At 67.1% G+C, this 26,181-nt stretch carries 27 protein-coding genes; 18 read left to right on the forward strand and 9 right to left on the reverse strand.

Going from position 1 to position 26,181, the window contains the following annotated elements; genetic code table 11:
* The first annotated feature begins 42 nt into the window (after positions 1 to 42).
* From C474_RS19015 to purE, 3 genes are all read left to right on the forward strand, one after another.
* Positions 43 to 1,917, forward strand: a complete 1,875-nt coding sequence (locus C474_RS19015; protein ID WP_008389736.1) for a flippase activity-associated protein Agl23 — start codon at positions 43 to 45, stop codon at positions 1,915 to 1,917.
* 106 nt (positions 1,918 to 2,023) lie between these two features.
* A complete protein-coding gene (locus tag C474_RS19020) occupies positions 2,024 to 3,190 on the forward strand; it encodes a 5-(carboxyamino)imidazole ribonucleotide synthase (RefSeq protein ID WP_008389737.1) in 1,167 nt (388 codons plus the stop codon).
* A 19-nt stretch (positions 3,191 to 3,209) separates the two neighbouring features.
* A complete protein-coding gene (gene purE / locus C474_RS19025) occupies positions 3,210 to 3,845 on the forward strand; it encodes a 5-(carboxyamino)imidazole ribonucleotide mutase (RefSeq protein ID WP_049917192.1) in 636 nt (211 codons plus the stop codon).
* A gap of 15 nt (positions 3,846 to 3,860) precedes the next feature.
* On the opposite strand, the gene C474_RS19030 is transcribed toward purE, so the two are convergent.
* Positions 3,861 to 4,850 (reverse strand): TackOD1 domain-containing metal-binding protein, encoded by a 990-nt coding sequence (locus C474_RS19030; RefSeq protein ID WP_049917188.1) that lies wholly within the window; start codon positions 4,848 to 4,850, stop codon positions 3,861 to 3,863.
* Between the two features lie 450 nt (positions 4,851 to 5,300).
* On the opposite strand from C474_RS19030, the gene C474_RS19035 reads away from it, so the two are divergent.
* The 11 genes from C474_RS19035 to C474_RS19085 all read left to right on the forward strand — a co-directional run bounded on the left by C474_RS19035 (position 5,301) and on the right by C474_RS19085 (position 15,716).
* Positions 5,301 to 5,717, forward strand: coding sequence for an NADH-quinone oxidoreductase subunit A (locus C474_RS19035; RefSeq protein WP_008389743.1), 417 nt, complete (start codon positions 5,301 to 5,303; stop codon positions 5,715 to 5,717).
* On the forward strand, positions 5,714 to 6,424 hold the full coding sequence (locus tag C474_RS19040; RefSeq protein ID WP_008389744.1) for an NADH-quinone oxidoreductase subunit B: 711 nt from the start codon (positions 5,714 to 5,716) through the stop codon (positions 6,422 to 6,424). Before C474_RS19035 ends, C474_RS19040 begins: the two co-directional genes overlap by 4 nt.
* Complete coding sequence (locus tag C474_RS19045; RefSeq protein WP_008389746.1) at positions 6,421 to 8,094, forward strand: NADH-quinone oxidoreductase subunit D; 1,674 nt, start codon at positions 6,421 to 6,423, stop codon at positions 8,092 to 8,094. The genes C474_RS19040 and C474_RS19045 overlap by 4 nt, the downstream gene beginning before the upstream one ends.
* Positions 8,091 to 9,149, forward strand: a complete 1,059-nt coding sequence (locus C474_RS19050) for a complex I subunit 1/NuoH family protein (RefSeq protein WP_008389748.1) — start codon at positions 8,091 to 8,093, stop codon at positions 9,147 to 9,149. The genes C474_RS19045 and C474_RS19050 overlap by 4 nt, the downstream gene beginning before the upstream one ends.
* On the forward strand, positions 9,146 to 9,607 hold the full coding sequence (locus C474_RS19055; RefSeq protein WP_008389750.1) for a NuoI/complex I 23 kDa subunit family protein: 462 nt from the start codon (positions 9,146 to 9,148) through the stop codon (positions 9,605 to 9,607). Before C474_RS19050 ends, C474_RS19055 begins: the two co-directional genes overlap by 4 nt.
* Positions 9,608 to 9,719: 112 nt before the next feature.
* Positions 9,720 to 9,980: an NADH-quinone oxidoreductase subunit J gene (locus C474_RS19060; protein WP_008389752.1), complete on the forward strand. Its 261-nt coding sequence runs from the start codon at positions 9,720 to 9,722 to the stop codon at positions 9,978 to 9,980.
* A complete protein-coding gene (locus C474_RS19065) occupies positions 9,977 to 10,354 on the forward strand; it encodes an NADH-quinone oxidoreductase subunit J family protein (protein ID WP_008389753.1) in 378 nt (125 codons plus the stop codon). Before C474_RS19060 ends, C474_RS19065 begins: the two co-directional genes overlap by 4 nt.
* Positions 10,354 to 10,656: an NADH-quinone oxidoreductase subunit NuoK gene (gene nuoK / locus C474_RS19070; RefSeq protein WP_008389756.1), complete on the forward strand. Its 303-nt coding sequence runs from the start codon at positions 10,354 to 10,356 to the stop codon at positions 10,654 to 10,656. The genes C474_RS19065 and nuoK overlap by 1 nt, the downstream gene beginning before the upstream one ends.
* A gap of 1 nt (position 10,657) precedes the next feature.
* Complete coding sequence (nuoL, locus tag C474_RS19075) at positions 10,658 to 12,670, forward strand: NADH-quinone oxidoreductase subunit L (protein WP_008389758.1); 2,013 nt, start codon at positions 10,658 to 10,660, stop codon at positions 12,668 to 12,670.
* Complete coding sequence (locus tag C474_RS19080) at positions 12,670 to 14,199, forward strand: complex I subunit 4 family protein (protein ID WP_008389759.1); 1,530 nt, start codon at positions 12,670 to 12,672, stop codon at positions 14,197 to 14,199. Before nuoL ends, C474_RS19080 begins: the two co-directional genes overlap by 1 nt.
* On the forward strand, positions 14,199 to 15,716 hold the full coding sequence (locus tag C474_RS19085) for an NADH-quinone oxidoreductase subunit N (RefSeq protein ID WP_008389761.1): 1,518 nt from the start codon (positions 14,199 to 14,201) through the stop codon (positions 15,714 to 15,716). Before C474_RS19080 ends, C474_RS19085 begins: the two co-directional genes overlap by 1 nt.
* Positions 15,717 to 15,808: 92 nt before the next feature.
* On the opposite strand, the gene C474_RS19090 is transcribed toward C474_RS19085, so the two are convergent.
* Positions 15,809 to 16,204, reverse strand: coding sequence for a DUF7522 family protein (locus C474_RS19090; protein ID WP_008389763.1), 396 nt, complete (start codon positions 16,202 to 16,204; stop codon positions 15,809 to 15,811).
* Between the two features lie 102 nt (positions 16,205 to 16,306).
* Here C474_RS19090 and C474_RS19095 point away from each other — a divergent pair, with 102 nt between their 5' ends.
* Both C474_RS19095 and C474_RS19100 read left to right on the forward strand, forming a co-directional pair.
* On the forward strand, positions 16,307 to 17,776 hold the full coding sequence (locus C474_RS19095) for a DHHA1 domain-containing protein (RefSeq protein ID WP_008389765.1): 1,470 nt from the start codon (positions 16,307 to 16,309) through the stop codon (positions 17,774 to 17,776).
* Positions 17,777 to 17,855: 79 nt separating this feature from the next.
* Positions 17,856 to 18,644: a CBS domain-containing protein gene (locus tag C474_RS19100; protein WP_008389767.1), complete on the forward strand. Its 789-nt coding sequence runs from the start codon at positions 17,856 to 17,858 to the stop codon at positions 18,642 to 18,644.
* Positions 18,645 to 18,695: 51 nt separating this feature from the next.
* Here C474_RS19100 and C474_RS19105 read toward each other — a convergent pair whose 3' ends face one another.
* The 3 genes from C474_RS19105 to C474_RS19110 all read right to left on the reverse strand — a co-directional run bounded on the left by C474_RS19105 (position 18,696) and on the right by C474_RS19110 (position 20,387).
* Complete coding sequence (locus C474_RS19105) at positions 18,696 to 18,926, reverse strand: DUF7543 family protein (protein ID WP_008389769.1); 231 nt, start codon at positions 18,924 to 18,926, stop codon at positions 18,696 to 18,698.
* Between the two features lie 94 nt (positions 18,927 to 19,020).
* Positions 19,021 to 19,197, reverse strand: coding sequence for a hypothetical protein (locus C474_RS22745; RefSeq protein ID WP_008389771.1), 177 nt, complete (start codon positions 19,195 to 19,197; stop codon positions 19,021 to 19,023).
* A 113-nt stretch (positions 19,198 to 19,310) separates the two neighbouring features.
* On the reverse strand, positions 19,311 to 20,387 hold the full coding sequence (locus C474_RS19110; RefSeq protein ID WP_008389773.1) for a DUF7544 domain-containing protein: 1,077 nt from the start codon (positions 20,385 to 20,387) through the stop codon (positions 19,311 to 19,313).
* A 116-nt stretch (positions 20,388 to 20,503) separates the two neighbouring features.
* On the opposite strand from C474_RS19110, the gene C474_RS19115 reads away from it, so the two are divergent.
* The gene (locus tag C474_RS19115; RefSeq protein WP_008389775.1) at positions 20,504 to 21,619 is read left to right on the forward strand and encodes an aminopeptidase P family protein; all 1,116 of its coding nucleotides are present in this window, start codon (positions 20,504 to 20,506) and stop codon (positions 21,617 to 21,619) included.
* A 133-nt stretch (positions 21,620 to 21,752) separates the two neighbouring features.
* A complete protein-coding gene (locus tag C474_RS19120) occupies positions 21,753 to 21,944 on the forward strand; it encodes a hypothetical protein (protein WP_008389776.1) in 192 nt (63 codons plus the stop codon).
* Between the two features lie 27 nt (positions 21,945 to 21,971).
* Here C474_RS19120 and C474_RS19125 read toward each other — a convergent pair whose 3' ends face one another.
* The 4 genes from C474_RS19125 to C474_RS19140 form a co-directional block, all read right to left on the reverse strand.
* On the reverse strand, positions 21,972 to 23,066 hold the full coding sequence (locus C474_RS19125) for a phosphotransacetylase family protein (protein WP_008389777.1): 1,095 nt from the start codon (positions 23,064 to 23,066) through the stop codon (positions 21,972 to 21,974).
* Positions 23,067 to 23,069: 3 nt separating this feature from the next.
* Positions 23,070 to 25,163, reverse strand: a complete 2,094-nt coding sequence (locus C474_RS19130) for an acetate--CoA ligase family protein (RefSeq protein ID WP_008389778.1) — start codon at positions 25,161 to 25,163, stop codon at positions 23,070 to 23,072.
* A 136-nt stretch (positions 25,164 to 25,299) separates the two neighbouring features.
* Complete coding sequence (locus C474_RS19135; protein ID WP_008389779.1) at positions 25,300 to 25,605, reverse strand: hypothetical protein; 306 nt, start codon at positions 25,603 to 25,605, stop codon at positions 25,300 to 25,302.
* Between the two features lie 49 nt (positions 25,606 to 25,654).
* Positions 25,655 to 26,181 (reverse strand): putative manganese transporter (locus C474_RS19140; RefSeq protein WP_008389780.1); only part of this gene is annotated, 527 nt, incomplete at its 5' end.

Genomic DNA, 26,181 nt, shown 5'->3' on the forward strand with positions numbered 1-26,181 from the left:
AGACCGTAACCATTCTAACCACGGGGGCGGTTGGGAGTCGTAATGAGTTCGAACGACGCCGCGTCGGGGTCCTCCGCGCCAGCGTCCTCGTCCGAATCCGCGACGGACGGCTCCGTCGCCGCTCGCTCGGAGCAGGACGCGACGCGGACCCCCGCGGACACCGACGCGGCTCACAACCGCGCGCTCCTCGCCGTCCTCGCCGTCTCCGTCCTCGCCCTCGGGATGCGTCTGGTGGCGCTCGGCGGCCGCATCTTCCACTGGGACGAGGGCCGCGTCGGCTACTGGATACTGCGCTATCACGACTCCGGCTACCACGTCTACCGGCCCATCGTCCACGGGCCGTTCCTGCCCATCGTGAACGACTGGCTGCTCACCGTCGCGCCGGCGTCGGACTTCCTCGTCCGCTTGCCGGTGGCCGTCATCGGCGGTCTCCTGCCCCTCGCGGCGTGGCTGTTCCGCGAGCGACTGACGCGGACCGAGATAGTCGCGCTGGCCGGCGTCCTCGCGCTGAACCCGCTTCTCGTCTACTACTCGCGGTTCATGCGCAACGACGTGCTCGTCGCCGCGTTCTCGCTGTTCGCGCTCGGATTCGTCGTCCGCGGCTTCGACACCGGACGGCTCCGCTACGCCTTCCCGGCGGCGGCGTCGCTGGCGCTCGGCTTCACCGCGAAGGAGAACGCGCTCATCTACGTGCTCTGCTTTCTCGGCGCCGGGGTGCTCCTGCTCGACCACCGGCTGCTGAAGGCGACCGCCCGAGGCGACGGCGCGCAGGACGTCGTGTTCGGCCGGTGGCCCGCCGCGGTCCGCGCCCGCGTCCGGGGCCACGGGACGGCGTCGCGGCCGGGGTGGCTCCGCGTCGGCGCGACGCTCGCCGGCGCGTTCGTCGCCTTCTGGGCCGTCTTCGTCTTCTTCTACGCGCCGCGGCCGGACCTCTGGCAGGCGTTCGGCGACCCCTCACGGCTCCCCGGCGTCGTCGAGGCCGGGTCGGTCGGCGCGCTGGAGGAGTTCGCAGACACCTGGGTCGGCAGCAGCCACCAGGACCACGCCTATCTCCCCTACCTCTACGACATCGTCGAGACGCTGGTGTACGGCGCGCCGGTCGTCCTCGGCTTCACGCTCATCGGCGTCGTCGTCGACCGCTACGGCTTCCAGACCGGCGGCACGTACCGCGAACTCGTCGCGTTCGCCACCTACTGGGGACTGGCGTCGCTGGCGGGCTACCCGATCGCCACGGACATTCAGGCCCCGTGGGCGGCCGTCCACATCGTCGTCCCCCTCGCCGTCCCCGCCGCCGTCGGCGTCGCCTTCGTCGCCGAGTCGGCGTGGGAGGCGCTGGCCGCGAACGACGCCGTCAGCGTCGGTCTGGCGACGGTCGTCGTCCTCGCCGCCGTCGGCGGCGTCGCCGTCGCCAACGTCGAGTACTTCAACTCCACGTCGAACGAGGACCGGCAGGTGCTCCAGTGGGCGCAACCGGGCAACGACCTGAAAGAGTCCCTGCAGAAGGTGGAGGCGGTGGCCGCGCAGAACGAGGGGACCGACGTGCTGTTCTTCAGCAGACCGGTGCCGGGCGACGAGGACAGGGAGGTGTTCCACGTCGCCAACGAGTCCGAACTGCTGACGCCGCCGCCGCCGGGCGGAACCCACTGGCACGACCGCCTGCCGCTGCCGTGGTACATGGAGAAGTACGGCGCGAACGTGTCGAGCAGCGACCCCGACGCCTCGGCTGAGGAAGCGCTCGCAGACGCGCCGCCGGTCGTCATCGCCCGCGAGTTCAGCCGCGAGGAGGCGGAGGCGCAACTCGACGGCTACGTCGCCTACGAACACGACTGGCGCCTCCGGAGCGAACACGTGGTCGTGTTCATCGACCGCGACGCCCTCGACGCGGCGGGCGTCCCGGCGAACGAGACGGCCTCCTGACGACCGCTCTCTCCTCTCTCCTCTCTCCTCTCTCCGATACACGTTCGTGGACATTTTCAGCCGTATTCGGTAACGCTTATGCAGCGACGTCCACAATCGGCCGACCGTGACTGTCACCGTTCCCGGCCCCACGCTCGGCGTCGTCGGCGGCGGCCAACTCGGGCGGATGCTCGCCGAGGCGGCCGCGCCCCTCGGCGTCGAGGTGGTCGTCCTCGATCCGACGCCCGACTGCCCCGCCGCGCCCGTCGCGCGCGACCAGATCGTCGGCGGCTTCGACGACCCCGAGGCGTTCCGCGAACTCGCCTCGCGGGCGGACGCACTGACGTTCGAGATAGAACTCGCCGATTCGGAACTGCTCGACGACGTCTCCGAAGCGCACGGCCTCTCGGTACATCCCTCGCCCGAGACGCTGTCGCTCATCGAGGACAAACTCGTCCAGAAGCGGGCGCTCGAAGACGCCGGCGTCCCCGTCCCGCCGTTCCGGCGGGTAGACGACGCCGAAGACCTGCGCGCGGCCCTCGAGGAGTTCGGGTCGGTGATGCTGAAGGCCCGGACCGGCGGCTACGACGGCCGCGGCAACGTCCCCGTCCGCGAGGAGAGCGAAATCGAGGACGCCCTCGACGCCGTCGGCGGCCCCGCGATGGCCGAGACGTTCGTCGACTTCGCGCGCGAACTCTCCGTCATCGCCGCGCAGGGCGACGGCGAGGTGCGGACGTTCCCCGTCGGCGAGAACGTGCACGAAGAGGAGATACTGCGCGAGACGGTCGTTCCGGCCCGGACGGACGAGTCGACGCTCGCACGCGCGGACGAGGTGGCCCGCGGCGTGCTCTCGGTGCTCGACGGCCGCGGCGTCTTCGGCATCGAGATGTTCGAGACCGACGGGGGGGAGATATCGGTCAACGAGATAGCGCCGCGCCCGCACAACTCGGGGCACTGGACCATCGAGGGCGCGCGCACCTCGCAGTTCGAACAGCACGTCCGCGCCGTCCTCGGGTGGCCGCTCGGGTCGCCCGCGCGCCGGTCGCCCACGGCGATGGCGAACGTCCTCGGCACCGTGGAGGAGTCGCAAGAGGCGGAACTCGGCGGCGTGGAGTCGGTTCTCGCCGCCGACGGCGCGTCGCTGCACTGGTACGGAAAAGACGAGGTGCGGCCCCTGCGGAAGATGGGTCACCTCACCCTGACCGGGACTGACGGCGCGAGCGACGACGACGCGGACGTGGACGAGTTGCTCGCGCGTGCGAGAGACCTGCGGGACGGACTGCGGTTCGAGTGAGAGCGAGAGTGAACACATCATGACAGACGACACCGACGACGTGACCGTCGAATCGCTCATCGACCGCTTGAACGAGGAGGCCGACGCGGACGCCGACCCCGAAGCGACCCCCGACGTGGGTATCATCATGGGGTCGGACTCGGACCTAGACGTGATGCGCGGCGCGCACGAGGCCCTCGACGAACTCGGCTTCGCCGAGCAGACCGACTTCCGCGACGCGCCCGAGGCGCGTTTCACCTACGAGACGTACGTCGTCTCCGCGCACCGGACGCCCGAGTTGATGTACGCCTACGGCGAAACGGCCGCCGACAGGGGTCTGGACGTGATCATCGCCGGCGCGGGCGGGAAGTCGGCCGACCTGCCGAACATGACCGCCTCCATCGCGTACCCCCTGCCGGTCGTCGGCGTACCGGTGCAGGAGAAATCCGTCGACTCGGTCATCGGAATGCCGACGGGCGCGCCCATCGTCGCCGTCGACGCGGGCAAGTCGTTCAACGCGGCGCTCTCGGTCGTGCAGATGCTCGCGCGCGAGCACGAGGAACTGGAGACGCGCCTCGTCGAGTACCACGAGTCGCTGACCGGCGGGGTCGCGCGGGACTCGCGGGACCTCCACGACCTGGGCGTAGCCGGCTACGTCGAATCGCGCGAGAAGTAGTCGTCCGCCTCGTCGTCACCGCAGCGAGGACGTGAGTCGCCCGAGGAACGACCGGTCGTCGCTGAGGTTCTCCGACACCTCGTACTCCCGTTCGATGTTCCCCTCGTCCGTCACGGTCACGATGCGAACGTCGGCTTGTTCGGCTCGGTTCACCACCTGCTCGTCGACGATGCCGAGCGTCGGGACGAGAAGCGCCTGCGCGGACAGTTCTTCGGCCGTGGCTTCGAGGCTGTCGACGTCGTTGACGGTCGGTTGCTCGTGGACGGCGGCGATGGCTCCCTTCCCCAGCAGTTCGTCCGTCGCGTGGACGTGGAGGCGGTGTCGAGTTCCGGAGTCGGCGGTGACGGTGGCGTCCTGCTCTACGACGTACCCGCGGTCGGCGAGGGCGTCGGCAATGGTCCGTCTCGCTCGGAGTTGCGTTTCGAGCCACGGTTCGCCGCTCTCACCGAGACGGTACTGAAACAGCGCGTGTTCGATTGCGTCGTGCGGGTCGCAGGCGAAGCCACCGGCCCGGTGCCCCGCGCGGTTCTCACACCGGAGCGCGTGGGCGGGAGTCTCGTGCTGTTCACCGCAGTCGTGACACCGATACCGGCTCGTCCGTTCGAGTTGGTCTATCGACTCCGCCGTCGAACCGCAGCCGTGACAGACGACTTCGCCGCCGTCGCTCTCGAACTCCTCCGGCGGTGCGGTCCGGCCGCATCCGCCGCATTTGAGCAGTTCGGTGTCGACAATGTATAACGACTGGCACTTCGGGCAGGCGGTCGTGTACGTCATCCGCCCCTCGAGGCACTCCGGGCAGGTGTACACTTTCCCCTCGAACGTCCGTTCGAGTATGCCTCGCTCGGTCAGCGATTCGAGCGCTTCCTTCGATTGTCCGCCCTCGTCGATGAGCGTCTCCTCGACGGCGGGATAGGTGACCACCCCGTCGTCGATCGTCGGCTGATAGGAGTCTCTGGACCCCTCGACGAGTTCGGTCACGAGACGTAGTTTCCCGGGAGAGACCACGGTCAGACCCCCTCCGCCGCCCCGACTCTTTTCAAAATTCCGACGGATTGAATTTGTATTGCCTGACTCATGAACGATCCTCTCCAGAGACAATACCTCCAAAATATCATAACCATTGTTGCCACTCGTCCGCACAGTCACTCGTCCGTCTGTTTCTCGTTTCCCAGTCCCTCATTCGAATCGAGAGGTTCATTCGTCGCTACGGCGCGCCACCCGTGATTCGCGTGACACAGACGAGAGAGTGGCAGGCGAGGGGCATCGATTCGCGCGAGCGCCGACGAACGAAAACGAGATGCCGCCGAACGGGCCGGAGCGTTGGCGTTCGCCTCGAAACCGCGACTTTCTTTTCACGGGTGATTTCCGGATAGTTACCCGGCGCAACCGTCGCGGGGCGCACAAATCAACGCTTATAGGGGGCCGCTTCTAACCGTCGAACGTCAGGAGACTACGATGAGTGCATGGATCGCAATCGGCGCGTTGGCCCTCATGGCTGTCGGCATCCCCATCGGGATGATGCAGACGTCGGCTATGATACGGCCATCGGTGCCGGAGCAAGGAAAGAGTGCCACGTACGAGAGCGGTGAGATACCGACGGGGTCGGCGCGCGTCCAGTTCAATATCCAATACTACATGGTCGCGCTGCTGTTCCTCGTGTTCGACGTCGAGACCGTCCTCATCTTCCCGTGGACGGTTATCTACCGTTCCGCGTTGAGCCAAGGGGCGAGTCTGTCGGCCGTACTGCTGCCGATGTTCGTATTCATCGGTGTGCTGGTCATCGGTCTCGTGTGGGCGTGGCGCAACGGCGCAGTCAAGTGGGTCAAAAGCCCGCTGGCGAACCGTCGGAAGACAGAGAGACAAGACGCATGAGCAGCGACCAGAACCAACCGTTCGTTACAGACGACTCAAAAGTACAGACGAAGACCCGCGACGCCCGAATGACGGGGACGGGTACGGACAACCGGTTCAACTCGAAGCTCCGTGAGGCGTTCGGCTCCTCGCCGTTCATCCTCACGAAGTTCGACAACTTCATGAACTGGGTCCGCGGCTCTTCGATGTTCATGCTGCAGTTCGGAATTGCCTGCTGCAGCATCGAGATGATGCACACCTATTCGGTGAAACACGACCTTGACCGCTTCCACGCCGGGGTCCCCCGGGCGTCGCCGCGGCAGGCCGACGTCATCATCGTCCCCGGGACCATCGTCTCGAAGTTCGCCCCGCGCATGAAGCGCGTGTACGACCAGATGCCCGAACCGAAGTTCGTCATCGGCATGGGGTCGTGCACCATCTCGGGCGGTCCGTTCCAGGAGGGGTACAACGTCATCAAGGGCGCCGAGGAGGTCATCCCGGTCGACATCCACGTCCCGGGTTGCCCGCCCCGACCGGAGGCGCTCGTTTACGGCGTCGCCAAACTGCAACAGCGCATCGCCGAGGGCGAGTCGAGTCCGGTGACGGTCAAGCCGTACGAACTCGAACAGTTCGGCGACCTCGAACAGGACGAACTGATCGATAAACTCGCAGAGGAGGTCGACACGGACGATCTCGTGATGCGGTACAACTGGGCTGATTCGCCATGAGTTTGGAGAAACCACAAGACGAGCAGTCGAACGCCGTCGTCGCGAAACCGACGACCGGCGAGGAACTCGCCGAACTACTCGGCGACCTCGCCATCGGTCGCGACGACCACATGAACGCCCCCGGATTCGTCATCCGGCCGACCGACGTGCAGGAGACGCTGTTCCGCCTGCGCGACGACGCGGGCTTCGATCACCTCTCGAACGTGACGGCCGAGGAGCGTGAGGACCGCTACGAGACCATCTACCACCTCACGAGCTACGACGACCGCACGCGCGAGGTGAGCGTCGTCGTCCCCACGACGAAGGACGACCCGCGAAGTCAGTCGGCGAACCCCGTCTTCCGGACGGCCGACTGGCACGAACGCGAGGCGTACGACCTCATCGGTATCGAGTACGACGACCACCCGGACCTGCGACGCATCCTCCTGCCGGACACCTGGCAGGGGCACCCGCTGTCGAAAGACTTCGACCAGCGCCGACCGCAGGTCGTCACGCTGAAAGAGTGGGCGAATCCGCTCGCGGATGACCACCGGGACTCAGAGGGGGAGACGATGTACATCAACATCGGCCCCCACCACCCGGCGACGCACGGCGTCCTCCACGTCCGGACGGTTCTCGACGGCGAACAGGTCGCCGACGTGGACCCCGACATCGGCTACCTCCACCGCTGCGAGGAGCAGATGTGTCAGACGAAGACGTACCGCCACCAGATCATGCCGTACCCCGACCGTTGGGACTACGGGTCGGCGGGTCTGCTCAACGAGTGGGCGTACGCCCGCGCCGCGGAGGACCTCAACGACATCGACGTGCCGGAGTACGCGCAGATCATCCGGACGATGGGCGCGGAACTCTGCCGCATCGCCTCGCACATGCTGGCCGTCGGAACGTTCGCGCTGGACGTCTACGGCGACTTCACGGCCATCTTCATGTACGCGATGCGGGACCGCGAAATCATCCAGAACATCCTCGAGGACCTCACGGGTCAGCGGATGATGTTCAACTACTTCCGCCTCGGCGGCGTCGTCTGGGACCTCCCCGAACCCCGCGAGGAGTTCTTCGAGAAGATTCGGGACTTCCTCGACGACCTGCCGGGAACGCTCGAGGAGTACCACGACCTCATCTCCGGCAACGAGATTCTCCAACTGCGCACCATCGACACGGGCGTTCTGCCCCCGGAAGTCGCCAAGTCCTACGGCGCGACCGGACCCGTCGCACGCGCGTCGGGCATCGACTACGACCTGCGCCGCGACGATCCGTACGGCTACTACGACGAACTCGACTGGGACGTCATCACCGACGATGGCTGCGACAACTACAGCCGTCTCCTCTGCCGCATGCGCGAGGTCGAGGAGTCCGCGAAAATCATCTCCCAGTGCGTCGACCTGCTCGAGGACTGGCCCGAGGAGGAGCGCACCATCCAGTCGAACGTTCCGCGGACCCTGCGTCCGGAGGACGACACCGAAATCTACCGTGCTGTCGAGGGCGCGAAGGGCGAACTCGGCATCTACATCCGCGCGGACGGCACCGACAAGCCGGGGCGCTTCAAGATACGCAGCCCGTGCTTCTCGAACCTCCAGACGCTGCCCGAGATATCCAACGGCGAGTACCTGCCGGACATGATCGCCTCCCTCGGCAGCCTGGACATCATCCTGGGTGAGGTCGACCGATGATACCGCTGCAGTCCGAGACGCCGCTGCCGGACACCATCGCCAACCTGCTGGGACTGTCCGGCTTACTCGGGACGATCGTCGGGGCGCTTCTCGGGGCGTTCCTCATCGCCAACATCGTCCTGCTGCAGACGGCCGTCGCCGGCCCGTGGGCCAAGCGTAAAATCACGGCCGCGTTCACGGACCGTATCTCCGTCAACCGCGTCGGACCGTTCGGTCTCCTCACCATCGTGGTCGACGCGGTGCGACTGCTCTCGAAGGAGTTAGTCATTCCCGACGGCGTCGACAGGCCGGCCTACGACCTCGGTCCTCTCTTCATTCCCTTCTCCGCTATTCTCGGTTTCGCCGTCATCCCGATGGGCAACGGCATCCACCTCGCCGACCCCGAAACGGGGCTCGTCTTCGCGTTCGCGGCCGCCTCCATGGCCTCGCTCGGAATCATGATGATGGGGTACGGCTCGGACAACAAGTACTCGCTGCTCGGCGGTCTGCGCGCCATCGCGGCCAACATCGCCTACGAGATACCGCTCGTCGTCACGGGGGCGTCGGTGGTCCTCTTCACCGGCACGCTCCGGATGAGCGAAATCGTCGCCGTGCAGGCCGAACCGCTTCTCACCGTGGCGGGTGTGACGATTCCGCAGTGGTTCGCGTTCGTCAACCCGTTCGCGTTCGTGCTGTTCGTCATCGCGAACCTCGCGGAGGTCGGTCGGAATCCGTTCGACATCCCCGAGGCGCCGACCGAAATCGTCGCCGGATATCAGACGGAGTACTCTTCGGTGTACTTCGTGCTCATCTACCTCGGCGAGTTCGTCCACATCTTCCTCGGCGGCGCCATCGCGGCGACGCTGTTCCTCGGCGGCCCGGCGGGACCGATCCTGCCCGGGTTCGTCTGGTTCCTGATCAAAATCTGGGGCTTCTACTTCTTCACGCAGTGGGCGCGTTCGGCGATTCCGCGCCTCCGCGTCGACCAGTTCCTCGACATCGGTTGGAAGGGCATGCTCGTCCTTTCGTTCGCGAACCTGGTGCTCACGGCCATCATCGTGGGAGTGATAGCATGATCGGACTGCTCAAATCCATGGCGACGACGATGAAGCACGCGCTAGACGGCGAGACGTTCACGGTGGAGTACCCGGACGTCGCGCCCGAGGTGAGCCCCCGGTTCCGCGGGGTGCACAAGTTCAGTCAGGAGCGCTGCATCTGGTGCCGCCAGTGCGAGAACGTCTGTCCGAACGACACCATCCAGATCGTACAGGACGACCAGCGCAACGGCGAACAGTACAACCTCCACATCGGCCAGTGCATCTACTGCCGACTGTGCGAGGAGGTCTGCCCGGTGGACGCCATCCTGCTCACGCAGAACTTCGAGTTCACCGCGGACACGAAAGACGAGTTCGTCTACAACAAAGAACAGTTGAAGAACGTCCCCTGGTACAAGGATATCGACCCGCTGAACTCCCGCGAACCCGACCGCGACGCGTGGATCGGGGAGGGTGACGGCGAAGTCGACTACCAGTGAGGTGACTCGCTGGTTCGACGGTACCGTCGCCCGACGGCCGACTCGCAGTCGCGCGGGTCGGCTCCGGGCGCTCTCGAAATGTTCAAAGGGATTCCTCAAGGAGACACACACAATGGTTTATGAAACCATCGCGTTCGCGCTGTTCGCCCTCATCACCGTGGGCTGCAGCCTGGGCGTCGTCCTCGTGCGGGACATCTGGCATTCCGCACTCCTACTCGGGGGCGCGCTCTTGAGCGTCGCGGTGCACTACGTGATGCTGCAAGCGGAGTTTCTGGCCGCGATGCAGGTACTCGTCTACGTGGGCGGGATACTGATTCTGGTCACGTTCGCCGTGATGCTGACGCGTACACGATCGGAGGTGAATAGCGCATGACGACCAAACCGGAGCTGAACCTCGGCTCGCATCTCGTGCCGGGTCTGGCCGCCGTCGCACTGTTCGCCGTGATGGCCGCGGTGTTCCTCACGGCGTCGTTCCCGGAGCCGCAGGGCTTCGCAAACGATGCGAGCGTCGTCGCTAGCATCGGCTACGCGATGTTCGACCTCGACTTCGGCGGCATCTCGTCGGAGAGCTTCCTCGTCGCGTTCGAGATAATCGACATCGTGCTCGTGGCCGCGCTGGTGGGCGCCGTGATGCTCGCCCGCCGCGAACCGGGCACGACGACGGTGAAGCTCGTCTCGGACGGCGGGCGGCGACTGAGAGAGACGCTCTCGAAGGCGGAAAACGGCGAGACGGAGGACGAAAGCTGATGGTCCCGCCACAGTACTACCTCCTGCTCTCGGCGGCCGTCTTCTGTATCGGACTGTTCGGCATCCTGACGCGGCGCAACGCGCTGCTGTTCTTGATGTCGGTCGAACTAATGCTGAACGCCGCGAACATCAACCTCGTCGCGTTCTCCTACGTCTGGGGGAACGTCACGGGGCAGACGTTCGGACTGTTCACCATGGCGATCGCCGCCGCCGAAGTCGCCGTCGGTCTCGGCATCATCCTGGTGCTGTACCGCGACTTCGGCGACGTCGACGTCACCAAAGTAACGACGATGAGGTGGTAAGATGGCAGGAATATTTGATTTCGTTCCGGCGATCGTGCTGTTACCGTTCGTCTCGTTCCTCGTCGCCCTCGCCGTGGGCAACCGACTGCCCAAGGGCGGCGCGTTCGCCGGTATCGTGGCGACCGCAGGCTCGTTCCTCCTGTCGGTCGCGACGTTCTTCACGGTCAGTGGGGGACAGACGTACAACCAGACGATATATACGTGGGCCAACGGGCTCGACGGGGCCGTCACGCTAACCTTTGGCCTCCTCATCGACCCGCTGTCGGCGATGATGCTCGTCATCGTGACGCTCATCGCCACGCTGGTTCACGTGTTCAGCCTCGGCTACATGAACGACGAGGGCGAGACGGGCCTGCCGCGCTACTACGCCGGCCTCGGTCTGTTCACCGCCTCCATGCTCGGGTTCGTCGTCGCCGACAACCTGCTCATGGCGTTCATGTTCTTCGAGCTAGTGGGTCTCTGTTCGTACCTGCTCATCGGCTTCTGGTTCCGCGAACCCGGCCCGCCGTCGGCGGCGAAGAAGGCGTTCCTCGTCACCCGCTTCGGTGACTACTTCTTCCTCGTCGGCGTCGTCGCCGTCTTCGCGACGTTCGGCACCGCGGCGTTCGCGGGGAGCGAATCGTTCCCGCACCTCGCCGAGCAGGCGCTTCACGGCGAACACTCGGTGAACACCTTCGGCTTCGAGCCGCGGACGTGGTTCACCATCGTCGGACTGCTCGTGCTCGGCGGCGTCGTCGGGAAGTCCGCGCAGTTCCCCCTGCACACGTGGCTACCGGACGCCATGGAGGGTCCGACGCCCGTCTCCGCGCTCATCCACGCCGCGACGATGGTCGCCGCCGGGGTGTACCTCGTCGCCCGGATGTACGGCTTCTACGCGCTCTCGCCGACATCGCTCTCCATCATCGCCCTCATCGGGGGCTTCACGGCCCTCTTCGCGGCGACGATGGGCGTCGTCAAGCGCGAGATAAAGCAGGTGCTGGCGTACTCGACTATCTCCCAGTACGGGTACATGATGCTGGGGCTGGGCGGCGGCGGCTACATCGCCGCGACGTTCCACCTGATGACGCACGCGTTCTTCAAGGCGCTCCTGTTCCTGGGGGCGGGGTCGGTCATCATCGCGATGCACCACAACGAGAACATGTGGGAGATGGGCGGTCTGAAAGACAAGATGCCCGTCACCTACTACACGTTCCTCTCGGGATCGCTCGCGCTCGCGGGCATCGTCCCGTTCGCCGGCTTCTGGTCGAAGGACGAGGTGCTGTACGAGACGCTCGTCCACGGTCTCGGCGGCAGCCCCATCCTGCTCGTCGCGTACGCGATGGGCCTTCTTGCGGTGTTCTTCACCGGCTTCTACACATTCCGCATGGTGCTTCTCACGTTCCACGGAGAGCCGCGTTCGCAGACGGCCCGTGACCCGCACGGCGTCCACTGGAACGTCAAGGGGCCGCTCGTGGTCCTCGGTATTCTGGCCGCGACGGCCGGACTGGTCAACATGACCCCCGTGGCGGAGCTCACGGGTCTCGAAATCGAGTTCCTGCACCAGTGGCTCGGACACGGCATCGAGGGCCTCACGAGCCACCACTACGTCGAACTGCTGGAGTCGCAGGCGGGCTACCACGCGGCCGAAATCGGCCCCATCGTGCCCGGCCTCGTCTCGCTCGCTCTCGCTCTCGCGGGCGCGGGCCTCGCGTACTTCCTGTACAACGACGCCGAACCGACCGAGCACACCGACAAGCTCGGCGGCGCCAAGACGGTCCTGTACAACAACTACTACCAGGACGAGTACCAGGTGTGGCTGGCCAACAGTCTCGTCCAGCCGTTCTCGCGCGGCGCGGACAAGTTCGACCAGGGCGTCGTCGACGGCGTCGTCAACGGCGTCTCCAGCGTCAGCCTGCTCTCGGGTAACCGCGTCCGGCGCATCCAGTCGGGCGTCGTGAGCAACTACGCCGTGCTCCTCACGCTGGGGCTGACGGCGCTGATTCTCGGCTTCGGCCTCCTCGGAGGGTGGTTCTGATGTTGATAGAAGGACTCATCGCCGTCGCGTTCGTCGCCGCTCTGGTCGTGTTCGTTTCGCCGAACGAGTACGCCGGTCGGCTGGCGGCCGCGCTCAGTCTGCTCCCCATCGTGGGGTCGCTCTACATGTGGTCACAGTTCGACGCGACCGGAAACGCCCTTCTGGGCGGCTCCATCGCGTTCGAGACGGACTTCGTCTGGCTCACGCTGGGCGGGTTGGACGTCCACTGGTTCGTCGGCCTCGACGGCATCAGCATGCCGCTCGTCGTCCTGACGACCATCCTCACGACGCTGGCCATCGTCAGCGCGTGGACGCCCATCGACACGCGTCAGTCGCAGTTCTACGGGCTGATGCTGTTCATGGAGGCGAACCTCCTCGGCGTGTTCACCGCGCTGGACTTCTTCGTCTGGTTCGTCTTCTGGGAGGCCGTGCTGGTTCCGATGTACTTCCTCGTCGGTATCTGGGGCGGCCCGCGCCGCAAGTACGCGGCGATCAAGTTCTTCGTCTACACGAACATCGCCTCGCTGGCGATGTTCATCGGCTTCATCGCCCTCGTCTTCGGCCTCGGCGACTCGGTGTCGTCGATGCGCCTGCCCGAGATCGCGATGGCGCTCAGGGGCGGAGAGTTGGGAGGCTTCGCCGGCTTGGACGCCGGCGCGCTGAAGCTGGCGGCGTTCGTCGCGATGTTCATCGGCTTCGGGGTGAAGGTGCCCATCGTGCCCCTGCACACGTGGTTGCCCGACGCCCACGTCGAAGCGCCCACGCCGGCGTCGGTGATGCTGGCGGGCGTCCTCCTGAAGATGGGGACGTACGCGCTGTTGCGGTTCAACTTCACGATGATGCCCGACGTGGCGCAGGCGCTCGTCGTCCCCATCGCGCTCATCGCCGTCATCAGCGTCATCTACGGCGCGGTGCTGGCGCTGGCCCAGCAGGACCTCAAGCGCATCGTCGCCTACTCGTCGGTGTCGTCGATGGGGTACGTCATCCTGGGTCTCATCGCGTACACGACGTACGGCGTCGGCGGCGCGACGTTCCAGATGGTCGCTCACGGCCTCATCTCCGGTCTGATGTTCATGGCCGTCGGCGTCATCTACAACACGACTCACACGCGAATGGTCGGCGACATGTCCGGCATCGCCGACCGGATGCCCGTCACCTCGGGCATCTTCGTCGCGGGCGCGTTCGGATACATGGGGCTGCCCCTGATGGCCGGCTTCGCCGGGGAGTTCTTCATCTTCCAGGGCGCGTTCGCCTCCACCGTCCACGCGGCGATGCCGCTTTTCACCGCGGCCGCGATGTTCGGTATCGTCATCGTCGCTGGGTACCTGCTGCTCGCGATGCAGCGCACGCTGTTCGGACCGTTCCGCTTCGACGGCGAGTACGAAGTCACGGAGGCGGCGTTCCACGACGTGGCGCCGCTGGCGGTGCTGCTCCTGCTCGTCATCGTCCTCGGAGTGGCGCCGGACCTGTTCTTCCAGATGATCCAACAAGCGGTTAACCCGATTCTCCAGACCGGAGGTGGGCTCTGATGTCCGCGCTCCTCGCGCTCCAGAGTTCGCCGCTCCCGGACTGGGCGGCGGTCGCGCCCGCGCTCATCCTCGCGCTGACGGGACTGCTACTCTTGGCTATCGACAGTATCAACCCCACCTCCTCGAACAGCCCCGTCCTGGCCGGCATCTCGACGGCCGGGTCGCTGTTCGCGTTCGCCGTCGCCGGCTGGTTCCTCATCGAGGGGACCGGACAGGCGGCGACGGGTGGCGAAATATCGCTGTACGGCGACGCCTTGGTCGTCGACGGGATGAGCCTGTTCTTCACGCTCATCTTCACCATCGTCGCCGCGATGGTCTCCATCGCCTCGATGGATTACCTCTCTAAGCAGCGTTATCAGGGCGAGTTCTACGCTCTCGTGCTGTTCGCGGCGACCGGCATGGTGCTGATGTCGATGTCGAACTCGCTGGCGACGGCGTTCGTCAGCCTCGAACTCGCCTCCCTGCCCTCGTACGCCCTCGTGGGGTTCCTGAAGGACAACAAGGGGAGCATCGAGGCGGCGCTGAAGTACTTCCTCATCGGCGCGCTCTCCTCGGCGGTGTTCGCGTTCGGAATTAGCCTCGTCTACGCCGCCACGGGGTCGCTGCTGTTCCCCGACGTGGCGAGAGCGCTCTCCGGCGGCACCGGCATGACCGGCGTCCTCGGCATGGGCATGCTGATGATACTGGGCGGCTTCGCGTTCAAGACGGCCTCCGTCCCGTTCCACTTCTGGGCGCCGGAGGCCTACGAGGGCGCGCCCGCACCCGTCTCGGCGTTCCTCTCGTCGGCCTCGAAGGCCGCCGGGTTCGCCGTCGCGTTCCGCGTGTTCATCGAAGCGTTCCCCATCACACAGCTTCCCGCGGGCGTCGACTGGGTGCTGGCGTTCCAGATTCTCGCCGTCGTCACGATGACGCTCGGTAACTTCGCCGCGGCGACGCAGGAGAACGTCAAGCGGATGCTGGCGTACTCCTCCATCGGACACGCCGGCTACGCGCTCATCGGTCTCGCGGCGCTGTCGGCCAACGGGCCGAACGCGAACGTCCTGGGCGCCTCGATGGCGCACCTGCTGGTGTACGGCTTCATGAACACCGGCGCGTTCCTGTTCATCGCTCTGGTCGAACACTGGGGCGTCGGCCGCACGTTCGAGGACTACAACGGCCTCGGTGCGAAGGCGCCGATGGCGTCCGTCGCCATGAGCGTCTTCATGTTCAGCCTCGCGGGCCTCCCGCCGTTCGGCGGCTTCTTCTCGAAGTACGTCCTGTTCTACTCGGCCATCGAGGCCGGGTTCTGGTGGCTCGCGGCCGTCGGCGCGATAAACAGCGCGCTGTCGCTGTTCTACTACAGTCGCGTTGTGAAGGCGCTGTGGATAGAGGACGACACGTCGTCGCTCGAACTGGGCTCGAAGCCGGTCGGCCTCTACACGGCCATCCTCTTCGCGGCCGTCGGGACACTCCTGTTGCTCCCGGCGTTCCGCCCGGTCATCGAGACGGCACAGACCGTCGCCGCCGCGCTGTTCTGAGCGCGGGGCGACGGGAAAAGCGACGGTCGGTCGGCGGTTTAGCTTTTTGCGGTCGGTTTTTCGCTCTTCGCTCGGTCGGACGCCGCGTCCGTCTACACCGCCTCGACCCGTTCGACGAGAATCTCTCGGAGGGCGCTCGCAACCTCCTCGGAGGTGCGCTCGGTTATTCCGTCCGTCGTGACGAACACGCCGTGTTCGCCGCGGGTGACGATGGTCATGTACCCGTTCTCGAACGCACGGATGGTGTACTGGTACTCGCCGAGTTCCGACCCTCGGTAGGCGTCAGTGGCTTGGAAGTCGTCCGTCTCGTGTTGGACGAACCCCGCCAGGTCGGCGTCCGAGTCGAGATCCGAGCGGAGGTACACCTGCTGGAACGCCGAGCGCGTGAAGTAGGTGATGCTCCTGAGGTTGTCTCCGACGGCGGTTCGACACGCTGCGCGAATCGACTCCGAGAGGTCGGACGCGACGAGGTCAGGGTCGGCTTCCATGACGTGCGTTACCACACGTTCGCCGGTGTTAATTCCATCGCCCCCGGCCAATCGGGGGTCGAGGACGGTAGGGTTTTGCCGGGTGAGGCCGACTCGAGAGACATGCAACGGCGGTTGGTTCTCGGATGCGGGACGGTCGCAGAGGGGGCCGTCGAGCGGTTGGCCGAGTGGCCGGGGTCGCTGACGGTGCTCTCCAAGCGGAGCGGCGTCGTCGACTCCTTCCGCGAGGACGGCGTCGACGCCGAGCGCTGCGCGCCGGACGACGAGGCGTCCTACCCCGACGACGTCGACGTGGTGTTCGTCGCCGCCGACGACGCGACGGTGAACCTCGACGCCGCCCGCACCGCCCGCGAGCGCTTCCCCGACGCCTACCTCCTCGCGTACGTCGGCAGCGACGCCGACGCCCACACCCGCGAAGCCCTGACGGACCTGGCCGACCGCATCGTCGACGCGCAGAGTACGCTCGTCGACCGGCTCACCGAACTCACGGCGGACGACGACGCCGAACGCCTCCACCGACTGTACCGCGTTCTCAAGGGCATCGACGGGACGCTGGCCGTCGTCACCCACGACAACCCCGACCCCGACGCCATCGCCAGCGCACTCGCGTTAGTCCACATCGCCGAGAGCGTCGGCGTCACCGCCGAGGTTTGCTACTTCGGCTCCATCTCCCACCAGGAGAACCGCGCGCTGGTGAATCTCCTGGAGCTAGAGCTCGTGAACCTCGAGCGCGGGGACGACATCTCCGAGTACGGCGGGGTCGCCCTCGTCGACCACTCCCGGCCTGGGGTGAACGACGGCCTCCCCGAGGAGACGGAAGTGGACGTCGTCGTCGACCACCACCCGCCGCGGGCGCCTGTCGAGGCGCGCTTTCTCGACCTGCGGCGCGAACTCGGGGCGACGAGCACGCTCGCCACCGACTACCTCCGTCGCCTCGGCGCCGAACCGGGCGCGACGGTGGCGACGGCGCTGTTGTTCGGCATCCGCGTCGACACCCGCGACTTCACGCGCGAGGTGTCGGTGCCGGATTTCGAGGCGGCCGCGTGGTTGGTCCCCCACGCCGACCTCTCCATCCTCCAGCGGGTGGAGTCCCCGAGCATGAGCGCGGAGGTGATGGACACCCTCGCGCGGGCCATCCGCAACCGCGACGTGCGCGGGGAAGCACTCGCCACCAACGTCGGCGAGATACGGGACCGCGACGCCCTCGCGCAGGCGGCCGACCACCTCCTCAACATGGAGCGCGTCCGCCTCACCGTCGTCTACGGGTTCAAGGACGGCACCGTCTACGTCTCCGGCCGCGCGCGGGGGACGGACGTCGACCTCGGCGAGACGCTGCGGGAGGCGCTCGGCCCCATCGGCAGCGCCGGCGGTCACGCCGACATGGCGGGCGCGCAGATTCCGCTCGGCATCCTCGCGGACGTGGGCGAGGACTCCCGCGAGTCGCTCTCGCGCGTCGTCAACGACGTCATCTCCGGGCGAGTGTTCGAGACGCTGGAGGACGCTACGCGGACGCTCGGAGTGAGCGAGGACGGCACCGACCTCACCTTCGAGTTCCCGATGGAGGAGTGGTGAGCCCTCCGGCGGCGGGAACGACGCCGGTCCCGTGCGATTCGGGGGCACGCTTTTGCCCTCCGCTCGCCTACCGACGACGATGAGCGGGAAGGCGGCCGTCGACGAGTACATGACACGAGAGGTACAGACGGTGTCCCCCACCGACTCCGTCGCAGACGTGGCAAGGCGCATCGCCGAGAGCGACGGACACAACGGCTTTCCGGTGTGCGAGGGCCGGAAGGTCGAGGGGTTCGTCACCGCCAGGGACCTCCTCCTCGCCGACGACGAGGCGCCCATCTTCACCGTGATGTCCGAGGACATCATCGTCGCACACCCCGACATGGACGTCAACGACGCCGCGCGCGTCATCCTCCGCTCCGGCATCCAGAAACTCCCCGTCGTCGACGACGCCGGCAACCTCGTCGGCATCATCTCCAACACCGACGTCATCCGCTCGCAGATAGAGCGCGCGACCCCCGAGAAGGTCGGAAAGCTGATGCGGACGCTCGAACAGATTCACGGCATCACCGTCCACGAGGAGCGACACTCGGTCGAACTCGACGACCTCATCCCCACGCAGGGCCGCGTCTACGCCGACGAACTCGACGGCCGCAAGTACGAACTCGAACGCGGACTCGCGGAACCGCTCGTCGTCATCGACAACGACGGCACCCTCCTCCTCGCCGACGGCCACCACCGCGTGATGGCCGCGAACCGACTCGACGTCGAGGAGATGGACGCGTACGTCATCGTCGTCGACGACCCCATCGAACTCGGGATGCAACAGACCGCCAAAAAGGAGGGACTCTCCTCCATCGACGACATCGACGTGGTCGACTACGGCCGCCATCCGCTGGTCGAGTCGACCCAACGGCTCCAACGGGACTGACGCCGACACTTCTCTCCGCCGTCGTTCCGTTCTCTCGTCGGGAGGCGCCGCCTACTCCGCCACGTCGTGCTCCTCGCGCCACGCGGTGACGAGTTCGCGCGCGGCGCTCTCGTCGTCGACTCGCTCCCGCCGGTAGCCGCGGCCGTCCTCGGCCTGATAGAGGCGGTCCAACCGGACCGCCCACGTGTCGTCGGGTCGTCGCCGGAGTCGGATGGTCGCGTTGCCGTCGCTGCGCTCCCACTCCGTGATGCGGTCGTCCGCGCGGATTTCCTGCCAACTCATGCGCTCCACTCGGCGACGGCCCCACCTGTCTCTTGCCCTCCGCGCCGGGAATCGACCGGGGGGACGCGGCGCCGACGACTCGACGGGCGCGGACTCAATCGAGAGCTTCGATACCGGTCCGCGCCGCCGCGTCCGCACCGGCCAGCGGACCGGTCCGGGCGCCGCACGCCGGACACTCGGGGTAGCCCAGCGAGTCGTAGCCGACCGCGTCGGCCCGTTCGACGGCACCGCACGCCGCACAGTCGAAGTACGAGATCCATTCGAATGCCATATCGTATCGTTCGGGAAGACAGTATTTGTTATCGACCGCTTACCCGTCCGATACGCGGGTTTAACCACCCCCTCGACGCGACGGACCGCGAGTCCACCTCACTTCGCTTTGCCTCAGGCCGTCGCCGCGCCCGGTCCGTTCCCTCCGTCTCCGCCCTCGTCCTCACCGTCGTCCATCTCCCGCACCGCCGCGCCCACGAGGTCCAGTTCCTCGTCGACGCGTCCGAGCAGGGACAGCGAGTAGTACCGGAAGAACGTGACGACGGGGACGAGTAACACCGCCGACGCCGCGGCGACGACGACGAGGTAGCACGCGCCCACGATAGCGAGGAGTACCCACGCGAGGAGTGGGAGCGCTCCGACGCCGGACCCGGAGAACGCGAACAGGACGGCGCCGCCGAGAACTGCGAACGGAAGGGCCACGAGGACGGCGACGAACAGCGTCCCCGCGGCGACCAGCGCGCCGACGAGAACGCTCAGCGTGAGGCGGACGAGGAGGTAGAGCGCGAACTCCTCCCATTCGGCGCGCAACGTCGGGAGCACCCGGCGCCAGCCGTCGATAACGCCGCACCCCTCGGTGAGCATCGCCGGGACGACGAAGTCCGTCGCGAGGCGGAAGAGCAGGGCGACGAGGAACGCGACGGCGACGCCGAGAAGGAGCACCGGTAAGAGGGCGAGCAGGAGACCCGGTCCGACGGCGACGCCGCCGAGGACGACGAGGACGGCGGGGACGCCGACGGTCAGGAGGGCGAGCAGACCGACGCACGCCTCGAAGGCCCACAGTCGGAGCCCGTTCCCGAGATGTGCGCGGAACGGCGCTCGAATCCGTACCGAGCGGTCGACCAGTCCCGTCACGAGCACGAACTCCATCGCCGCCGAAACGAGCCAGAAGGCGAGGGCGAGGACGAGAAACGCGGCGACGACGGCGGCGACGCCGTACGCGAGGGCTCCGACGTCGGGGAGTGCGCTCGGGTCCACGGGCGGAAGCCCCTCAACGGGAAACGAGACGGACCCGAACCCCGGCGTCACCGTGCCGCCGGCGTTGGCGTTGACCGAGGCGTTGCTCGCACCGGCGCCGACGAAGGGGGCGAGGAGGGCGAGGCGGAGCCACGTCCCGAGGTCGAACGGGAGGAGGAGGTCCGTCGTCGACGCGCGGGCGTCGTCCAGGGCGTCTATCGCGTGCCACGACATACGCGTCGCTGTGTCGCGCGAGCGGATAAAACGGCGGGACGGCGTCGCGACCCGGGTCCGCGGTTGCGAGGCTCGGCTCCCGCAGGTTCTTGTAGCGAGGCGCGGAACGCTCCCGCATGGCGACTACGCCGTTCGAGCGTCGCACGCGCGACGCGCAGGCCGCACTCGCAGAGGCGGGCGCGGACGCCCTCGTCTGCTTTCCCAGTCCGAACCTGTTCTACCTCTCGGGGTTCTCGGAGGACCCCGGCGAACGCCACCTGTTCCTGTTCGTCCCCGCCGACGGCGACCCGGCGTTTCTCGTCCCCGACCTATACGAGACGCAGGTGCGCGCGGCGACGTGGACCGACAACGTGCGCACGTGGTCGGACGGCGAGGACCCCGTCGCCGCCACCGAGGCGGCCGTCTCGGCGCTCGGACTCCCGGAGAGCCCCCGCGTCCTCGTCGACGACACGATGTGGGCGCGGTTCACGCAGGACCTCCGCGAGGTCCTGCCGGACGCGACGTTCGGACTGGCGAGCGAGGTGCTCGCCCCCCTCAGACTCCGGAAGGACGAGGCGGAACTCGACGCCCTGCGGCGGGCGGGCGCGGCGGCCGACGCCGCGATGGACCGCGTCCGGGAACTCGGCGCCGACGCCGTCGGGATGACGGAGTCTGAACTCGCCGCCGAAATCGAGACGTACCTCGCCGACGCCGGCGGCGAGGGGGTGGCGTTCGAGACGGTGGTCGGCGCGGGCGACCACGGCGCGATGCCGCACTACCGCCACGGCGACCGCGAGATACGGCCGGGCGACCCCGTCGTCCTCGACTTCGGGACGCGCGTCGACGGCTATCCGAGCGACCAGACGCGGACCGTCGTCTTCGACGGCGACCCCTCCGAACGGTTCCGCGAGGTGCACGAGGTGGTCCGCGAGGCGCAGGCGGCCGCCGTCGACGCCGTCGAACCCGGCGCGACGGCCGAATCGGTCGACCGCGCGGCCCGCGAGGTCATCGAGGAGGCGGGCTACGGCGAGCGGTTCGTCCACCGGACGGGCCACGGGGTCGGACTGGAGGTCCACGAGGAACCGTACATCGTCGCCGGGAACGACGAGCGACTCGAACCCGGCACGGTGTTCAGCGTCGAACCAGGCGTCTACCTCTCTGGTGAATTCGGCGTCCGCATCGAGGATTTGGTCGTCGTCACCGAGGACGGGTACGAACGGCTGAACGACAGCGGCCGTGGGTGGGAGTGCTGAGCGCGACCGGTCGAGCCGGGAGTACGCCCGGCCTCGCCGACGACTCCGACGGCGTCCGGGGTGTGCGGGACCCGGATCGCCGACTCACCGGTCGGTAGAAGGAGGTTTGTCCCCGCGGCGCGGAGCGTAACGCATGGTCACGCGCGAACAGCGGGTGGTGCTGGTCGGCGTCGTCCTCGCGGTGCCCGCCGCGTACCTCGTCTACGCGCTCACCGGGTCGGTCCCGCTGGCGGGAGCGACGCTGCTCGGTCTGGGGTTCGTCATCCCCTCGGGGATAAACGGCTCCCGTCGCGACTGGCGCGACGGGCGCACCGAGGAGCGGTAGCGACGGCGGAGCCGAGTCGGCCGGAATCTACTCCCCGTCCGCGTCAGCGCCGCTATCGCCGTCCTCCGGACCGACCAGCGAGTCCACGTCGGCGTGCTCGAACAGCAGGTCGCGCATCGTCGAGACGGTCTTCTCGTCGCGGGTGCGCCCCGTGTGGACCACGTCCTCCGCGCGGTCGACGACCGAGAGCGTGTCGCCGTTGACGAGCATCACGGGAACGCCCTTCTCCTCGGCCTTGCCGAGGACGGCCGAGGAGGGGCGGTGACCCCCGGTGAGGATGATAGTTTTCACGCCCGGCGCTTCGAGGGCGGCCGTGATTATCTCCGAGCGGTCGCCGCCGGTGATGACCGCGGCGTCCTTCGTCCGGCGGAAGTACCGGAGCGCCGAGTCGCCGCCCATCGCGCCGACGAGGAACCGTTCGACGTACTCCTCCTCGTCGCCGCGCGTCACCACGTCGGCGCCGAGTTCGTCCGCGAGGTCCGCGACGGTGACGCCGGCGAGTTCCTGTTCGCGCGGGACGACGCCGAGGACGGGCACGCCGCGCCCTTCGAGGAACGGGACGACCTCCTGTTCGAGTTCGTCGAAGACGGCGTCGGTGACGCCGTTGAACAGCACGCCCGCGAGTCGGTCGCCGAACTGCTCGGCGGCGACGAGCAGGTCGTCGAGGTCCGAGGGCTTCCGGTAGTCGGCGACGAGGAGGACGCCCGCGTCGAGTCGTTCGGCCACGTCGACGTCGGTCATGTCGACGATGCCGCCGGTCGACCAGACGCCGCCGCCCTCGACGAGCATCAGGTCCTTCGACTCGGCGAGTTGCTCGAAGTTCTCCTCGACTATCTCGCCGAGTTCGTCGCCGTTCTCCCGTCCGCGGATGGCGCCGTCGACGAACGTCGGCGAGTAGACGATGGGCTCCATCTGGTGCATCTCGGCGTCGAGACCGAGAATCTCGCGCGCCAGCATCGGATCCTCGTCGAGGGTCTTCCCGACGTTCGACTGCAGGCGCGTGCCCTTCGGTTTCATGTACCCGACGGCGTTCCCCCGCTCCTGCGCGAGTTTACCGAGCGCGAGGGTGATGGCCGTCTTGCCGGTGCTTTCGTGGGTCGAGGTGACGAGTAGCGTGTTCATGGGTCAGAGTTGGTCGGGGTCGACCGTCAATCGCACGTCGACGGCTTTCACGCCGTCGGGCGTGGCGACGAGGGGGTTGATGTCCAGTTCGAGGATGGCCGGAAAGTCCGTGACGAGTTGCGAGAGGCGCTGGACCGTCTCCGTGACGCCGTCGACGTCGACTGGGTCGCGGCCGCGCGCCCCGCGGAGAAGCGGCGCGGAGTCTATCTCCTCGGTCATCTCGCGCGCCTCCGACTCCGCGACGGGCGCGACGCGGAACGTCGTGTCTTCGAGGACTTCGACGAAGATGCCGCCGAGGCCGAACATGAGGAGGGGACCGAACTGCGGGTCGCGGTTCATGCCGACGATGGTCTCGACGCCGCTGTCGAGGTCGACCATCTCCTGTACCTGCACGCCGATGATGTTGGCGTCGGGTTGGTAGTTGCGCGCGCGGGTGATGAGGTCCTCGTAGGCGTCGAACACCTCCTCGTGCGGGATGCCGACCTTGACGCCGCCGATGTCGGATTTGTGGAGGATGTCGGGGCTGACTATCTTCATCACCACGTCGCCGTCGACGTCCTCGGCGACTTCGAGAGCCTCCTCGGGGGAATCGACGATGTCGCCCTGCGGCGTCTCGATGCCGTAGGCGTCCAACAGGTCCATCGCCTCGACGCCGAGGCGGGTGTCATCGCGGCCCTTCACGGCGGAGAGAATCTCGCGGGCGCGCTCTTCGTCCACGTCGAACGCCGTCGGTTCGTCGTACTCGCGCCCGGAGATGTCGCGGAAGCGCGAGAGGGCGTCGAGGCCGCCGACGGCGCGGGCGGGGTCGAAGTAGTTCGGGATGCCCGCTTCCGTGAGCACCTCGGCGGCCGGTTTCACCCGCTCGCCGCCCATGAAGCAGGCCGCGACCGGCTTGTCGTGTTTCTCCTGCAGCTCGACGGTGTCGGCGGCCAGTTCGTCGTAATCGAGGACGGCGGTCGGACACGAGAGGACGATGGCGGAGCCGACGTTCTCGTCGGCCAGCGCCACGTCCAGGGCGTTCCGGAAGCGCTCGTTGTCCGCGTCGCCGACGATGTCGACGGGATTGTAGATGTTGCCCTCCTCGGGGAGTTTCTCGGAGAACTCATCCAGCGTCTCGTCGGTGAACGACGCCATCGACAGGCGGGAGTCGCCCACGGCGTCCGTCGTCATCACGCCGGGACCGCCCGCGTTCGTGATGACGGCCACGTCGTCGCTGTCGGGCAGCGGTTGGTTCTCCAGCACGCGCGCGGCGTCGAACAGTTCCTGCACCGACTCCGCGCGGATGACGCCCGCCTGTTCGAGGCCCGCCTCGTAGGCCTGGTCGGACCCGGCGATGGTGCCGGTGTGACTGGACGCCGCCTGCGCGCCCGCGTCGGTCCGCCCGGACTTCACGAGGACGATCGGCGTGTCCTGCGTCACCTCCCGCGCGGTGTCGATGAACTCGCGGCCCTCGGAGATGCCTTCGAGGTAGCCGATGATGACGCTCGTGTCGTCGTCGTCGCCCCACGCGTCGATGAAGTCCGCCTCGTCGAGGACGGCCTTGTTGCCCAGCGAAACGACGTCCTTGAAGCCGATTCCCTGGTCGTTCGCCCAGTCGAGCACCGCGGTGATGAACGCGCCCGACTGGCTCATGAACGACATCTCGCCGGGCGTGGCGTTCTCGGGGCCGAACGTGGCGTTCATCCCCGTGGGCGTGGACATGACGCCGAGGCTGTTCGGCCCGACGAGGTTGAGGTCGTACGCCTCGGCCACCTCGGTCAGTTCCTGCTCGCGCGAGGCGCCCTCGCTGCCCGTCTCGCCGAACCCGGCCGTGATGACCACCACGTTCCGGATGCCGGCTTCGCCGGCCTCGCGCACGGCGTCCACCGCGATGTGCGGCGGGACGACGATTATCGCGAGGTCCGCGTCGGACTCGCCGACGCCGGCAACTGCCGGGACGCCGAACACCTCGTCGTACTTCGGGTTCACGGGGACGACGTCCCCATCGAAGTCGTCGATGAGGTTCTCCATGATGGCGCGACCGACGGAGCCTTCGCGCTCTGTCGCGCCGACGACGGCGACGCGCCGCGGCACGAACAACTCGGATAACTCTCCCATCGGGAGGAAGTAGACGCTCTCGCCGTTTAAAACCGGGTATGTGGGGTTTTACATGAGCCGTGAGCGCAGTTCTCGCTCACGATTTTTCGTTCGCCGGTGAATCGCTACCCGAGTGTTCGATTGTGCGTCGAACCGCTCACACGGTGTCGTCCGGGTCGTACTGCTCCCGCGTCCGTTCGGCTTCCGCGGCGTACCGCTCCCGTTCCTCGGGGTCGTCGACGGTGCCGAGGTGGTCCGCGTCCGTGTCGATGGCGGCCGTCGTATCGCGGACGTCGGAGAAACTGGTGAGCGAGCGCTCCTTCCGCAGATACCGCGACCCGTCGGGCGTTGCGTACACGAGGATGATGATGTTCTGCTCGTCGTCGGAGTAGGTACGCTCGACCAACCAGACGCGGGTGGTCTCCTCGTCGTTCTCCGCCGCGTCGTCGGGTGTCGAACTCATGGTCGCGTTTCGTCGGTTCGACGGAAAGGTCGTTCGGCGATTCTACCCATTAGAGAACTCCGAAGCCGAACTGTGGGAAGCCGAGAGCCGTCCAGACGTAGTGGAGAACGATGCCGACGACGAGGGCCGGAATCGTCGTGTAGATGCTGGCGACGACGGCGGCCGTCTTGTCGATGGCGATGAGGGGGAACAGCGCGTCGCCGTCTTGGCTGATGGCGTTGGCGGCGAGGGCCGAGAACGGGATGGAGCCCTGCGCGTACGCCGTCGAGAGCACGATCTGCGGGCCGCACCCGGGGATGAGACCGACGGCAGCGCCCGCCATCGGCGCGAGGACGCCCGCGGCGGCGGCGAGGCCGGCGATATCGGCGCCCGTGAACAGCACGGTGTACTCGTAGATGAGGTAGGCGGCGACGACCCAGACGGTGACGAACGACGTCTCCATCGCGGCGTGCGTCAGCGTCTCGAAGACGTTGCCGAACGTATCGCGCGCGTGGCCCACGTCGCCGTGGCCGACGTACTTCCGACCGACGAAGTAGAGGAACGCCGACAGCGTCGTCCCGGCGAGTCCGGCGACGG

The organism is Halogeometricum pallidum JCM 14848, from assembly GCF_000337095.1.
GTDB classification, from domain to species: domain Archaea; phylum Halobacteriota; class Halobacteria; order Halobacteriales; family Haloferacaceae; genus Halogeometricum; species Halogeometricum pallidum.